Below are 12,706 nucleotides of genomic sequence, written 5' to 3'. Positions count from 1 at the left end.
ATGCTATGTTACTTATTTACAATTTCTTCGTGATTCACACATTTACTATGAAGGAGCATTTATGAGCCAACATGTCTACGACAGAGTTAAGGCAAACCCAAAATTTGCCGAACTCGTACAAAAAAGAAGCCGCTTTGCATGGCAACTTTCGATTGTGATGCTTGTCGTGTATTACGCGTTTATTCTCGTAATTGCTTTTTCTCCCGCAACCTTTGCGCAAAAGATCGGAGAGGGCGTTACGACGGTCGGAATTCCGGTAGGGTTGGCGGTCATCGTGATCGCGTTTGTGCTTACGGGTATCTACACTCAACGAGCCAACGGAGAATTTGACGATATGACGCATCAAATTAAAGAAGACGTAAGGAGCGGCGAATGAAATGGGGCTTACTCCTTTTAAGCTTAAGCAGCTTTGTTTTTGCGGCGGACGCACAATTTAGCGGTAAACGCGACATCAACGTATCGGCGATCGTGATGTTCTTGATTTTCGTTTTAGCAACGCTGGGCATTACGTATTGGGCGGCAAAACGAACGAAAACGGCGAAAGATTTTTACACTGCCGGAGGAGGAATTACGGGCTTTCAAAACGGTCTTGCAATCGCGGGAGATTATATGTCCGCGGCATCGTTTTTAGGCATTTCGGGCTTGGTTTACCTCAAAGGATTTGACGGATTGATCTACTCCATCGGATTTTTGGTCGGTTGGCCGATTATCTTGTTTTTGGTGGCGGAGCAACTTCGAAATCTCGGAAAATATACGTTTAGCGACGTGGCATCGTACCGTTTACGACAAACACCGATCCGAACGTTGGCGGCTTTAGGCTCTTTAGCGACGGTGGCATTGTATTTGATCGCGCAGATGGTCGGTGCGGGGCAATTGATTCAGATTTTGTTCGGGCTTGATTACGAATACGCCGTCGTGATGGTCGGTATTTTGATGATTCTCTACGTAACGTTCGGCGGTATGTTGGCGACGACGTGGGTGCAAATTATCAAAGCGGTTTTGTTACTTTCCGGCGCATCGTTTATGGCGATTATGATTATGTATCAAGTCGGGTTTAGCTTTGAAACGCTCTTTTCGCAAGCGGTTGCGGCCAAGAAAAGTGCTGCGATCATGGCTCCGGGCGGGTTAGTCAGCGATCCGATTTCGGCGATTAGCTTAGGTATGGCGTTGATGTTCGGAACGGCGGGATTACCGCATATCTTGATGCGATTCTTTACCGTAAGCGACGCAAAAGAAGCGAGAAAGTCGGTCTTTTTTGCGACGGGATTTATCGGTTACTTTTATATTTTAACGTTTATTATCGGATTTGGTGCTATCGTATTGTTAACCAATAATCCGACCTATCTCGATCCGATCAAAGGCGGTATTATCGGCGGGGGTAACATGTCGGCGATTCACACGGCCCATGCGATCGGCGGAAACCTTTTCTTAGGGTTTATCTCGGCGGTTGCGTTTGCGACGATCTTGGCGGTTGTTTCGGGATTGACGCTTGCGGGTGCGAGTGCCGTCAGCCACGACCTTTACGCGAACGTCTTTGCCAGAGGTCGCGTGGATGAGATGATGGAGATGAAGGTATCGAAATACTCGACGATCGCTTTAGGTATTGTTGCGATTTTCTTGGGAATTGCGTTTGAAAAACAAAACATCGCGTTCATGGTAGGACTTGCGTTTGCAATTGCGGCAAGTGCGAACTTCCCTATCTTGTTCTTATCGATGTTCTGGAAAAAGTTGACAACCAAAGGCGCCGTTTGGGGCGGATCGTTGGGACTTTTAACGGCGGTCGTGTTGGTCGTCTTGAGTAAAGCGGTTTGGGTGGACGTCTTAGGTAATAAAACCGCGATTTACGCTTACGGCAATCCGGCGATCTTTTCTATGGCGGTTGCCTTTATCGGAATTTGGCTCTTCTCTTTAATGGATCAAAGCGAAGATGCTAAAAAAGAGATCGCGGCATACGAGCACCAATTTATCCGAAGTCAAACGGGTATCGGTGCGGAAGGCGCAAGCGCACATTAAAGGGCTTTGCCTTCACATGTAAAGAATTCTGCTTCGTTAGAAGCAAGCTTTAGTAGGTGTTTGGGCTTTGCCTTGACATGTAAAGAAATTCTGCTTCGTTAGAAGCAAGCTTTAGTAGGTGTTTGGGCTTTGCCCAAACACCGTGTAAAAATGAACTTTTAAGGATTAGAACAATGTCACACGTTTTTGAACCTAACAGAACACTCAGCAAAGAGGCAAGAATTAAAAATATGTGCGAATACAAAGAGCTTTGTATTCAAGCCGATGAAAATTTCGAGGGGTATTGGGATAAGCTTGCTCGCGAAAAAATCGAATGGTTTAAACCTTACGATCGCGTGCTCAACGAAGACAACGCTCCGTTTTACAAATGGTTTGAAGGAGGAAAACTCAACGTTACGCATCAATGTTTAGGCCGGCATTTAAACAGCCGTAAAAATAAGGCGGCGATTATTTGGGAGGGCGAAGACGGCAAACGTCGCATCATCACCTACCTTCAACTTTTTTATCGCGTCAATCGTTTAGCGAATTTGATGCGCAATCGTTTCGGGATTAAAAAAGGCGACCGCGTCGTTTTGTACATGCCGATGATTCCCGAAGCGGCGTTTGCGATGTTGGCGTGCGCTAAAATCGGAGCGATTCATTCGGTCGTATTCGGCGGGTTTTCGGCAGATGCTTTAAGAGATCGTATTCAAGACGCGCAGGCTAAACTCGTCATCACCGCCGACGGTGCGTTTCGACGCGGCAAACCTTACATGTTAAAACCCGTCGTCGATGAAGCATTGAAAGAAGGGTGTGAATGTTGCGACAAAGTGTTGATCGTTCAACGCAACTTTGAGGACATCGAGTACGTTCCGGGGCGCGATTACGTGTACAACGAAATTATCATGAACGAATCGCAATACTGCGAGGCTGAGTGGATGGATGCGGAAGATCCGCTTTTCTTACTTTATACTTCGGGAAGTACGGGTAAACCTAAAGGCGTTCAACACAGTAGTGCCGGTTATATCCTTTGGGCGCAATACACGATGGAACACGTTTTCGACGTTAAAGAAAACGATACGTTCTGGTGTACGGCGGACGTGGGTTGGATAACGGGGCATACGTACATCGTTTACGGCCCTTTGGCGATGGGCGCAACGACCATTATGTACGAGGGCGTTCCGACGTTCCCCGATGTCGGTCGATGGTGGAGTATGATCGAAGAGCATCGCGTCAATCAGTTTTACACCGCGCCGACGGCGATTCGATTGTTGCATAAAGAGGGAGCCGATGCACCTAAACGTTACGATTTGAGTTCGCTCAAAGTCTTAGGAACGGTCGGCGAACCGATCAATCCCGATGCGTGGATGTGGTACTATGAGGAGATCGGCGGCGGACGTTGTCCGATCGTGGATACGTGGTGGCAAACCGAAACGGGCGGTCATATGATTACGCCGCTTCCGGGTGCGACACCGATTAAACCGGGTTCGGCGACGTTTCCGCTTCCGGGCATTAAAGCAGAGATTTTAGATGAGCATGGACAACGCGTGAGCACGCCGCATGAAAAAGGCTTTTTATGCATTACGCGCCCGTGGCCGTCCATGATTCGCAATATCTGGGGTGATAGCGATCGCTTTGTGAAGTCGTATTTCGGCGATCATAAAAAAGACGGTGTTCCCGTGTACTTTTCGGGAGACGGTGCGATGTACGACGAGGACGGTTATATTATCATTACCGGACGAACGGATGATGTTATTAACGTTTCGGGTCACCGCATCGGAACGGCGGAAATCGAAGCCGTCCTAGGGCATCATGAGAACGTTGCCGAAGTGGCGGTCGTCGGACGCCCCGATCCGATCAAAGGAGAGGGTATTTTTGCGTATATCGTGATTAAAGGCGACGATACCATCGGCGAAGAAGTTTACATGATCCAAGAGCTCAACAAGCTGATCGTCAAAGAGATCGGCAATATCGCCAAACTCGATGCGATTCGTTTCGTTCCGGGACTTCCGAAAACCAGAAGCGGCAAGATCATGCGAAGAATTTTACGTTCGATCGCAAAGAAAGAGCCGATCACTCAAGATATCTCAACGTTGGAAGATCCAAGCATCGTTGAGAAGATCCAAAATCTCGTCCAGTTCTAATCTTTCCAAACGGCTACACCGTGACAGTGTAGCCGTCCTTTCTGATCGTTTCTACAGTGCAAATTGCACCTTAAAATGCTATGATATGTTTTATTTTACTATCCATAGAGGAACATTCATCATGGCATTACATGTAATCAACCAACCGCACGACCAAACCAAAGCCGTTAACGACGCAATGCGCTATCCCAATCTTGAAAAAATCATCAGCGTTCCTTTGGGGATCGGGGAGTTTTACGAAGCGTGTAAGGATTATCCGATTTTGTTTACGAAAAACCAAGAGGGCGATTGGCTGGCGATTGCATTACTCGGTTTTAACGACAAAAACGTCTCTTTGGACGAAAACGGACGTTTCAAACGAGGCAAATACGTTCCCGCATTTTTGAGACGCTACCCGTTTGCATTGGTTCAAAACGAGGCTCAAGAGGGATTTTCGTTGGCGATCGAAGAAGAGGGCTTGGAAGAGCTTAACGCGTCCAATCAAGCAAGAGCTTTGTTCAAAGAGGATAAAACGCCAAGCGATTTAACCAAAAATATTTTGGATTTTTTAGTGCGTTTTCAAGGCGAACTTCAATCGTGCAGTGCGTTCATCAAAGAGCTCTACAAAGGAGAGTTGTTGGTACAAAAAAGTGCGAACGTCATCGACGAAGAGGGCAAAACCCATACGATCAACGGTTTTTTGACGCTCGACGAAGAAAAATTCAACCGTTTGAACGATAAGAAAAAACTCGACATGTGCAAAAAAGGGGCAACGCCTTTAATCACGGCTCATTTGATCTCTCTTAGCAATATTCGACGTTTAGGTATGTAGGTTTGACGACGTTTACATGTCGGTTTACCTTTTGACATGTAAACGCGTATAACCGCCGTTAATGCGGTTCGATTTTAGCGTTAAAATCGTTTGAAAAACCCTTTAGGGCAAATCGTGCTCCCATCGCATACGCTTTTTCGCAATCCAGCGGAAAAAACTCTTGGCGTCTTTTGGCTTTAAGCGGTTCGCTAAATGCGGTGATGTCGTATTTGGAATAGTCTTTAAACTGGTACGTATCGGTCACGTAAAGCCCTTCCGAAGAGCCAAAAATGCTTCCCAGCCTGTTTTGAAGACCGCTTAGTGCTTCGACATAACCCCACTCTTTCATGCGTTTTTCATCCAAGTTCATCGTGTAGATAAAGCCGATGGGGATTTTGCGAGGAAAGAGTGAAGAGTAGTGTGTGTCGTACACGGTGTATTGAAACGCTAAACGTTCGATGAAAGAGCGCATCATGCCTGTGAGATTGCCAAAATAGATGGGCGAACCAAGCACGATCGCATCGGCATGGTGAAGTTTTTCTAAAAGCGGTTTAAGCTCGTCTTTGTGCGCGCATCTGCCGTGTGATTTGCCGTTAGGAAGTTTGCAGGCAAAGCAACTGACACAGCCTTGGTAGGTAAGATCGTAAAGGTGGATCAGCTCGGTTTGCGCACCGTTTTGACGTGCTCCTTCAAGTGCTTTTTTAAGCAGTGTTGCGGTGTTGGCATTTTTTCTAGGGCTTCCGTTAATGGCGACAATGTTCATTCTGTTTCCTTTGAGAGTATGATGCGGTGCATTATAGGACAATATGTAACTTAAGTATAGAATGAACTTTTTAGTTATATACTAACTAAAAGGGAAGTAAAGGAGCAATGGATGGAAAATTTCAGTGACAAATATGAAAAATGCCCGATGTATTATGCAATGTCGATTTTGGAGGGAAAATGGAAATGGATCATTTTGTGGAAGATCTATGAAAACAAAGTAGTACGCTACAATCAGCTCAAAACGATTTTGCAGCCTATCGCGCATAAAACGCTGACACAACAGCTCAAAGAGCTTGAAAGCCATAATATCATTCACAGAGAACAGTACAACCAAGTACCGCCTAAAGTGGAGTATTCGCTTACCGCTGAGGGTGAAACGCTCATACCCATTTTAAGCTTGATGTACCAATGGGGTAAAGAGCATAGGAAGTCTGAAGATAGAAGCAATGATACGGGGTGTGAGCATGGGTAAAGCGAGGAAAAAAAGTTTACATGTAAAGCTTTTTGGTTTTACATGTAAACAAGATTACGAGACCAATGCGGCGTGAATAACGGTTTCGTCTTTTTCAAAATGAATCGTGCAGTTACTTTTTTGAGCAATCTCTTCGATGCTTTTTTCGTAACCTTTATCACGATTTTCGCCTTTGATCGAGATGGAAAAAATAGGGTATTTCTTGGTATTGAAACGAATGTACTCGCCCGTAATAAGGGCTAAACGCGTCGTAATCGTTGCCGAAACGGCATGGGATTGATACACTTTCGTGAGCAGTTTCATAAAGTCCTCGACTTTCAAGCGAACGTCGGGAAACGTCGGGTCGAACTCTTTGCGAAATTTGATCGTCGTATTGGTCGAAGAAGCGCTGATACACAAATCTAAAAGCGCGTAAATATTGACGCTCTCTCCGTACTCTTCAACATTGGCAAACTTTTTGGTAGCACTTTTATACAGCTTGATTCCGATGGACGTTTCATCGTCGTATCCGACCGTAATCGCGTAAAATTTATACGATCCGAACGCAATATCGACGATCGTCGTTTTAAAGCCGTAGGTCATGCTGGCATACGTCCCGGCGATGTCGAAGATTTTTTTATGGTTGACCTCACCAAGAAGGTATTGTGCTTCTTGGTTGAGGGAGAGGATTTTACCGTTGGTATCGAATACGATAAAAGGATTGTAGTCGTGCTCAATCCACGCTTCAGCGAACGTCATCGTTAGCTCTCGATATAGTTTTTAAGTTTACGTCCCACTTTCGGGTGTTTGAGCTTTTTGATCGCCGAACTTTCGATCTGACGAACGCGTTCACGCGTGACATTGAGCTCTTTCCCGATCTCTTCGAGCGTCCGATCGCTCTCGTCGTGCATTAAACCAAAACGCATACGAATGACCGCTTTTTCACGGTCATTGAGTTGATCGAGCACTTCATCGATCTGATCTTTAAGATCGGATTTTAAGATATGATCGATCGGTGCGATGGAGTTTTTATCTTCCACGAAATCGCCGAATTTACCGTCGTCTTCGTTACCGATAGGCGCTTCAAGCGAGATAGGCTCTTTGGTAATTTTAATGACGTTTTTGACTTTATCCGCACTCAAACCCACTTCCAAAGCAATGGTCTCGATGTCGGGTTCTTTGCCTTCTTCTTGAAGATGTTTACGAATGATTTTGTTGATACGGTTGATCGTCTCGATCATGTGGATCGGAATACGAATCGTACGGGCTTGATCGGCAATCGCACGTGAGATCGCTTGTCTGATCCACCATGTGGCATAAGTTGAAAATTTGTAGCCTTTTTTGTACTCAAATTTATCAACCGCTTTCATCAAACCGATGTTGCCTTCTTGAATCAAATCCAAAAACGGCAAACCGCGGTTGGTGTAACGCTTGGCGATGGAAACAACCAGACGAAGGTTACTTTTTGCCATACGTGTTTTAGACTCGTCGGCGATGCGTTTACCGCGTTTGATTTGCTCTAAAATCTCTTTAAGGGTTTCCGGTTCCAAATCAAACCCTTGTTTGCTGGCTTCTTTGGTTTGAAACAGTTTTTTGATCTCCATGTACGTCGAAACCATCGTCGCTTCGGGTACCATCGTCGTAATATCTTCTTTGTTCAAATCGACGATGTTTTTAAGAAGCTTCATATGGTTTTCTTTGAGTGCGTCGTTAAAAAGCGGCAAACGGTATTCAAGGCGTTTGAGTTCTTTGTCGAATTCAAAATCGCTCTTAAGTGCGGTTTCCATCGACTTTACCAGTTCGTTAATCAGTTTACTGGTCGGTCCTAAATCCATCAGCGCTTCTTTGAGCAATTTTTTCTTATACGCAAGCCCTAAATCGTAGTTCATACGCTCTTCGGCATCCAGCACTTCTTCGGGCGGTCTAGAGAAACTTTTCAACCAATCTTTTTTGGCTTTCTCCAAGGCTTTAAAACTTTCGATTACTTTTTCGGTACGCGTGTTGTCTTTTTTAGAAAACGTACGTTTTTCTTCGCCGTCCTCGTCGTATTCTTCGCCTTCATCATCGCTATCGTCGTCGCTATCGTCGTCGTCTTCAAACGTTTTAAAAAGCTCTTTAACGCGTCGTTCTCGGTTGATTAGGGCTTCTTTATAGTCCAAAATAAAGTCGATGAGGTACGGAACGGAACAAAACGCGTCGATGATAATATCTTCGCCGAATTCGATTTTTTTGCTGATCTCAATCTCTTCGTCTTTGGTCAAAAGAGAAATCTGTCCCATTTCACGAAGGTACATTCGAACGGGGCTATCACTTCTAGACCATTCTAAAAGCTCTTTTTCGCTGGCAAGATCAAACTCTTCTTCAAGGGCTTCGTCTTGGAGTTTTTGACGCTCTTCTTCACGTTTTTTGGCTTCCTCTTTGTTTCGAAGTTTGGCAATTTCAGCGGACGAAATAAGCGAAACTTTGTACTTTTCGAGCAATGCCATTAATTTTTTTACGTTTGCCGGAGTCGGGGGTTTGGTAAAAAGTTCCATGACGTTTTCATACGTTACGTATGATTTTTCATGTTCGACAAAAAGTTCTTCCAACTCGGTGTAAAGTTCTTTTGAAGCCATAGGGTAACTCTCCTTAAGAGTGTGGGTGTAGGAGTTTGATTTTTTCTTTAAAATTCTCATAAAAAGATGTGGATTATACCGAGTTTTTTTTTAAACGGCGTTAAAAAATAATTGGGGCAAAGATGGAACGGGAGTTGCTTTAGTGTATCAACGAATGAAAAAAGCGAGACATAAAGTATGCAAAACGGCTATTACGGCGTTACCGGAGCGATGGTTACCCAGTTTAACAAACTCGACGTCATCTCCAATAATCTTGCCAATCTGAATACGCCTGCATTTAAAAGAGACGATGTCGTTATCGGTGATTTTAAACGTATTTTTCAAGAATTTCAAGAAGAGATGCCTTTAAAAGATAATACGAAAGAGGCGAGTAAATTTATGAACGCAACGATCGATCGCGTGCCTCAAATTGTTGAAGGATACGTCAAGTACGAGCAAGGCGGCATCAAAAATACCGGCAATACATTTGACTTCGCATTGAAACGCAACGACATTTTTTTTATGGTCGAAACGCCGCAGGGCATTCGCTTAACGCAAAACGGTGCATTTACGCTGAATAACAAAGGAACCTTGGTCACGAAAGAGGGCTTTCCCGTACTTCCCTCAACCTATTTTCAAAACCGCCAATACGTTACGCTTCCCGATGACGGTGAACTTCGCGTCGATAAAAGCGGCAATTTGTACAACCGAGAAGACGAGATCGGACGTCTTTATATCGTTCAAAGCGATGATGTGAAATCACTTTTAAAAGAGGGTGCGAATCTTTTCAAGTTCAAAAGTACCGACGAATTGACCGAACTGGATACGGGCGAGCTCGTGGCGCAAGGCTTTTTAGAAACGAGCAATATTAACCCCGTATACGAGATGACGAATTTGATTGAAGCCAATCGTATGGTCGAGATGTATCAAAAAGTGATGAAATCGCATATGAACGACCTCAATTCCGAAGCCATTAGTAAATTGGCTTCGACTAAAGCTTAATTTTAAAGGATAGCCTATGATGCGCTCTTTGTATACCGCAGCAACCGGTATGATCGCACAACAAACACAAATCGACACGACGTCTAACAATATTTCAAACGTCAATACGATCGGATATAAAAAACAACGTGCCGAGTTTGCGGACTTGATGTATCAAACCATGACGTATGCGGGTACGTCTACCAGCGGAACGTCTGTTTCTCCTACCGGTATCGAAGTGGGTTTGGGAACGCGTCCGACGGCGATTGCGAAACAGTTTACGCAGGGCAATTTTAAGGAGACCGGCGGTTCTTTGGACTTAGCAATTACGGGTAACGGCTTTTTTCAAATCTTACTTCCTGATGGCACGACTGGCTATACGCGAAACGGTTCGTTTAAACTTGACGCCGACGGCAATGTCATCAATAGCGACGGGTATCAGCTTATTCCTCAATTAGTTATTCCTGCCGATGCAACCCAAATTACGATCGGCGTAGACGGTATGGTTTCCGTACTTCAAGCGGGACAAACGGCAACGCAGCAAATCGGGCAATTGGAATTGGCAAATTTCATTAATCCCGCAGGTCTTCACTCCTTAGGCGATAATAACTATATCAACACCACCGCTTCGGGCGATCCGATCGTGAGCACGCCCGGACTCAACGGTCTTGGTCAGACACGACAGCAATTTGTCGAGATGAGTAACGTGCAGTTGGTTGACGAGATGACCGATTTGATTACGGGGCAACGTGCGTATGAGGCAAACTCCAAAGCGATTACGACGAGCGATCAAATGCTCAAAATCGTCAACGACCTTAAGGCATAAACGCTAATATGATTTTTTTGCTTCCGATTGTCGTGATTATCGCTTTGATCGTCACGGTGGATTATCTTTATTTCAGCGACGTCAAACCTCACAACGTACCTCCTTCCAAAGAGGTACGTCAAACGTTGCACGATTCCAACGTCTCCAAAAACTATTTGGATCGATACATTCAAAAATAGCGTTTTACATAACGCCGATACTAATCTTTACATGTCAAAGGATTTGAGTGTCTTTTTTTACTATCGTTAAGTTGACGATTCCCGTAATGATGGGCTATATTCCGCTGGGTATGGCGTTTGGGCTTTTACTCGCAAAATTATTGATTCCGTGGTATTACGCTTTTTTTATGAGCGTGTTTATTTTCGCGGGTTCGGGGCAATTTTTGGCCTTAACCTTGTTTGCTTCGCAAGCGACGATTTTGGAAATCGGCATCGCCACGTTTTTACTTAATCTGCGCCATACTTTTTACGGACTTTCGATGATCTCGGCGTTTAAAGATTTTTCATGGAAAAAACACTACTTGATATTCGGGTTAACCGACGAAACGTTTGCCCTTTTAAAAACGAGCGAAGTTGACAAGGACGAACGCGAGCGGGTCTATTTGTGGATTACGTTTTTAAATCAATGCTATTGGATTATCGGAAGCGTTGCGGGTGCGGTGCTCGGTAATATCGTACCGTTTAATTACCAAGGCATCGAGTTTTCGCTGACGGCTCTTTTTGTCGTGCTTTCCATCGAGCTGTATACGAAAAACAGGCTTCATAAACCGTTTTTTGTGGCACTGATTATCGGGCTTTTCGGCATGGTTTTCTTTCCGCCGCAAAAAATGTTGATTTTGTCGCTCTGTTTAGCGGCGTTTGTTTTGATTGTTTTTAAGAGGAGTATGGAAAGTGGAAAGTAGCTATCTTATCGGAAGTATCGTTGTCGCGACGCTTGCGACGTATGCGACGCGCATCATTCCGTTTTTGGTGTTTCGCAACCGCGAACCTTCGCCGCTGATTAAGTATATCGAACTTACGATGCCCGTAATGATTATGGTCATTTTGGTTTTTTATGCCCTTAAAGACGTGAAGTGGGAAAGCTATCCTTACGGGTTGGCGGAGATCATCGGCGTAGGCATTGCGATTTTCTTACATGTCAGGTTTAAAAACGCGCTTCTAAGCATTTTTGTCGCGACGCTGGCGTATATGATTTTAATTCAAAACGTTTTTTAAACACGTCGAATTTGCGACATTGCGTATGACGCTCTCTCGCAAATTCTCTTTAGATTTAGGCTTTTTTTACAAACTCCGACTTTAATCCCATCGCTCCGATACCCTCGATTTTACAATCGATATTGTGATCGCTCTCAAAATTCAGTCGAATATTTTTGACTTTCGTACCGCCTTTAATGACTGCCGAAGAGCCTTTGAGTTTGAGGTCTTTGATGACCGTGACGGTATCGCCGTCGTGTAAGATCGTTCCGTGAGCATCTTTGACGACTTCGCTCGATTCTTCGTCGGAAGCGGCATTGTTAGACCACTCGTAGGCACATTCGGGACAAATGATCGTATCGGCGTCTTCGTACGTGTATTCACAGTTGCATTTTGGACACGGAGGCAGTTGACTCATTTCAAGACCTTTTTCTTTTTAGTATGGCATAGCTTCGCTTAGAGATCTTTAAGCGGCGGCACTCTTCGGTCTCGGTCGTAACGCTTCATTTTGTCTTCGTAAGCGTTGATGGCATCGACCATATCGTGTGCGAATTTCGTATCGATGATAAACTCTTTTTGATTGATATGCAAGGGTTGCATACCTTTTTGTTCCGCGGCGTACATCAACGCATCTTTGATCGTTTCGGCATGATTATCCGTGAGGCGTCTTAAGTCGTGTCCCAATCCCGTCACCCACAAATCCATAAATAAAACGCGAAACGGCAACAATTTTCCCGAACTGTTTTCGATCAATTTTCCGTTTTCTTGCGTATACGTGTAAAACAAAATGGCATCTTTTTTCGTATCGTAAACGCTGATTTCACCCGCTTGCAACAGGTTCACGGAAGTGTTGAAGGACGCGGGATTGACTTCTTTGGAAGCACAGCCGCTTAAAAGAAACGCCAACGTAGTGACGCATAAAAGCAAAAGACGACGCATAGAAACTCCTTACATGTAAAGAAAGTGTCAA

General features: G+C 44.7%; 15 protein-coding genes. 10 read left to right on the top strand and 5 right to left on the bottom strand.

From position 1 onward, the window contains the following. Positions 1–61 precede the first annotated feature (61 nt). The 4 genes from OA34_RS05145 (at position 62) to OA34_RS05130 (ending at position 4,947) form a co-directional block, all read left to right on the top strand. Positions 62–376 carry a DUF485 domain-containing protein gene (locus tag OA34_RS05145; RefSeq protein WP_039673057.1) on the top strand — a complete coding sequence of 105 codons (315 nt, stop codon included), beginning with the start codon at positions 62–64 and terminating at the stop codon, positions 374–376. Next, on the top strand, positions 373–2,013 hold the full coding sequence (locus OA34_RS05140; RefSeq protein ID WP_039673055.1) for a cation acetate symporter: 1,641 nt from the start codon (positions 373–375) through the stop codon (positions 2,011–2,013). The genes OA34_RS05145 and OA34_RS05140 overlap by 4 nt, the downstream gene beginning before the upstream one ends. Before the next feature lie 173 nt (positions 2,014–2,186). Then, a complete protein-coding gene (gene acs / locus OA34_RS05135) occupies positions 2,187–4,136 on the top strand; it encodes an acetate--CoA ligase (RefSeq protein ID WP_039673053.1) in 1,950 nt (649 codons plus the stop codon). Between the two features lie 121 nt (positions 4,137–4,257). After that, a complete protein-coding gene (locus OA34_RS05130; RefSeq protein ID WP_039673052.1) occupies positions 4,258–4,947 on the top strand; it encodes a SapC family protein in 690 nt (229 codons plus the stop codon). A gap of 58 nt (positions 4,948–5,005) precedes the next feature. Here the strand turns inward: OA34_RS05130 and OA34_RS05125 are convergent, their stop codons facing one another. Continuing rightward, positions 5,006–5,689 carry a flavodoxin family protein gene (locus OA34_RS05125; protein ID WP_039673050.1) on the bottom strand — a complete coding sequence of 228 codons (684 nt, stop codon included), beginning with the start codon at positions 5,687–5,689 and terminating at the stop codon, positions 5,006–5,008. Positions 5,690–5,800: 111 nt separating this feature from the next. On the opposite strand from OA34_RS05125, the gene OA34_RS05120 reads away from it, so the two are divergent. Beyond that, positions 5,801–6,163: a winged helix-turn-helix transcriptional regulator gene (locus tag OA34_RS05120; RefSeq protein WP_039673048.1), complete on the top strand. Its 363-nt coding sequence runs from the start codon at positions 5,801–5,803 to the stop codon at positions 6,161–6,163. A gap of 54 nt (positions 6,164–6,217) precedes the next feature. On the opposite strand, the gene OA34_RS05115 is transcribed toward OA34_RS05120, so the two are convergent. Both OA34_RS05115 and rpoD read right to left on the bottom strand, forming a co-directional pair. Further along, entirely contained in the window at positions 6,218–6,901 is a 684-nt protein-coding gene (locus OA34_RS05115; RefSeq protein ID WP_039673046.1) for a hypothetical protein, read from the bottom strand. A 2-nt stretch (positions 6,902–6,903) separates the two neighbouring features. Next, entirely contained in the window at positions 6,904–8,817 is a 1,914-nt protein-coding gene (gene rpoD, locus OA34_RS05110) for an RNA polymerase sigma factor RpoD (RefSeq protein ID WP_256497168.1), read from the bottom strand. A gap of 117 nt (positions 8,818–8,934) precedes the next feature. Between rpoD and OA34_RS05105 the strand changes: the two genes are divergently transcribed. From OA34_RS05105 to OA34_RS05090, 5 genes are read left to right on the top strand one after another with little or no spacing between them, the layout of a single operon-like run. Then, the gene (locus OA34_RS05105) at positions 8,935–9,738 is read left to right on the top strand and encodes a flagellar hook-basal body protein (protein WP_039673042.1); all 804 of its coding nucleotides are present in this window, start codon (positions 8,935–8,937) and stop codon (positions 9,736–9,738) included. A 16-nt stretch (positions 9,739–9,754) separates the two neighbouring features. Then, the gene (gene flgG / locus OA34_RS05100) at positions 9,755–10,543 is read left to right on the top strand and encodes a flagellar basal-body rod protein FlgG (protein ID WP_039673040.1); all 789 of its coding nucleotides are present in this window, start codon (positions 9,755–9,757) and stop codon (positions 10,541–10,543) included. Between the two features lie 8 nt (positions 10,544–10,551). After that, the gene (locus OA34_RS13560; protein ID WP_156143417.1) at positions 10,552–10,722 is read left to right on the top strand and encodes a hypothetical protein; all 171 of its coding nucleotides are present in this window, start codon (positions 10,552–10,554) and stop codon (positions 10,720–10,722) included. 47 nt (positions 10,723–10,769) lie between these two features. Continuing rightward, positions 10,770–11,444, top strand: a complete 675-nt coding sequence (locus OA34_RS05095; RefSeq protein ID WP_039673038.1) for an AzlC family ABC transporter permease — start codon at positions 10,770–10,772, stop codon at positions 11,442–11,444. Then, positions 11,434–11,757 (top strand): branched-chain amino acid transporter permease, encoded by a 324-nt coding sequence (locus OA34_RS05090; protein WP_039673037.1) that lies wholly within the window; start codon positions 11,434–11,436, stop codon positions 11,755–11,757. Before OA34_RS05095 ends, OA34_RS05090 begins: the two co-directional genes overlap by 11 nt. Positions 11,758–11,812: 55 nt before the next feature. Here the strand turns inward: OA34_RS05090 and OA34_RS05085 are convergent, their stop codons facing one another. Next, entirely contained in the window at positions 11,813–12,154 is a 342-nt protein-coding gene (locus OA34_RS05085) for a zinc ribbon domain-containing protein YjdM (protein ID WP_039673035.1), read from the bottom strand. A gap of 38 nt (positions 12,155–12,192) precedes the next feature. Further along, a complete protein-coding gene (locus OA34_RS05080) occupies positions 12,193–12,675 on the bottom strand; it encodes a YajG family lipoprotein (RefSeq protein ID WP_039673033.1) in 483 nt (160 codons plus the stop codon). Positions 12,676–12,706: the final 31 nt, after the last annotated feature.

The sequence above is a fragment of the Sulfurospirillum sp. MES genome (assembly GCF_000789415.1).
GTDB lineage: Bacteria > Campylobacterota > Campylobacteria > Campylobacterales > Sulfurospirillaceae > Sulfurospirillum > Sulfurospirillum cavolei.
The sequence above is the reverse complement of the archived record's forward strand: the minus strand, read 5'-3'. Positions and strand labels throughout refer to the sequence as shown.

Excerpts from the sequence above, each read along its gene's own strand:
- flgG (WP_039673040.1), top strand. The coding sequence starts at position 9,755 with ATGATGCGCTCTTTGTATACCGCAGCAACCGGTATGATCGCACAACAA.
- OA34_RS05105 (WP_039673042.1), top strand. The coding sequence starts at position 8,935 with ATGCAAAACGGCTATTACGGCGTTACCGGAGCGATGGTTACCCAGTTT.
- OA34_RS05080 (WP_039673033.1), bottom strand. The coding sequence starts at position 12,675 with ATGCGTCGTCTTTTGCTTTTATGCGTCACTACGTTGGCGTTTCTTTTA.
- OA34_RS05125 (WP_039673050.1), bottom strand. The coding sequence starts at position 5,689 with ATGAACATTGTCGCCATTAACGGAAGCCCTAGAAAAAATGCCAACACC.
- OA34_RS05130 (WP_039673052.1), top strand. The coding sequence starts at position 4,258 with ATGGCATTACATGTAATCAACCAACCGCACGACCAAACCAAAGCCGTT.
- OA34_RS05120 (WP_039673048.1), top strand. The coding sequence starts at position 5,801 with ATGGAAAATTTCAGTGACAAATATGAAAAATGCCCGATGTATTATGCA.
- OA34_RS05145 (WP_039673057.1), top strand. The coding sequence starts at position 62 with ATGAGCCAACATGTCTACGACAGAGTTAAGGCAAACCCAAAATTTGCC.
- acs (WP_039673053.1), top strand. The coding sequence starts at position 2,187 with ATGTCACACGTTTTTGAACCTAACAGAACACTCAGCAAAGAGGCAAGA.
- OA34_RS05140 (WP_039673055.1), top strand. The coding sequence starts at position 373 with ATGAAATGGGGCTTACTCCTTTTAAGCTTAAGCAGCTTTGTTTTTGCG.
- OA34_RS05085 (WP_039673035.1), bottom strand. The coding sequence starts at position 12,154 with ATGAGTCAACTGCCTCCGTGTCCAAAATGCAACTGTGAATACACGTAC.
- rpoD (WP_256497168.1), bottom strand. The coding sequence starts at position 8,817 with ATGAGAATTTTAAAGAAAAAATCAAACTCCTACACCCACACTCTTAAG.
- OA34_RS05115 (WP_039673046.1), bottom strand. The coding sequence starts at position 6,901 with ATGACGTTCGCTGAAGCGTGGATTGAGCACGACTACAATCCTTTTATC.
- OA34_RS13560 (WP_156143417.1), top strand. The coding sequence starts at position 10,552 with ATGATTTTTTTGCTTCCGATTGTCGTGATTATCGCTTTGATCGTCACG.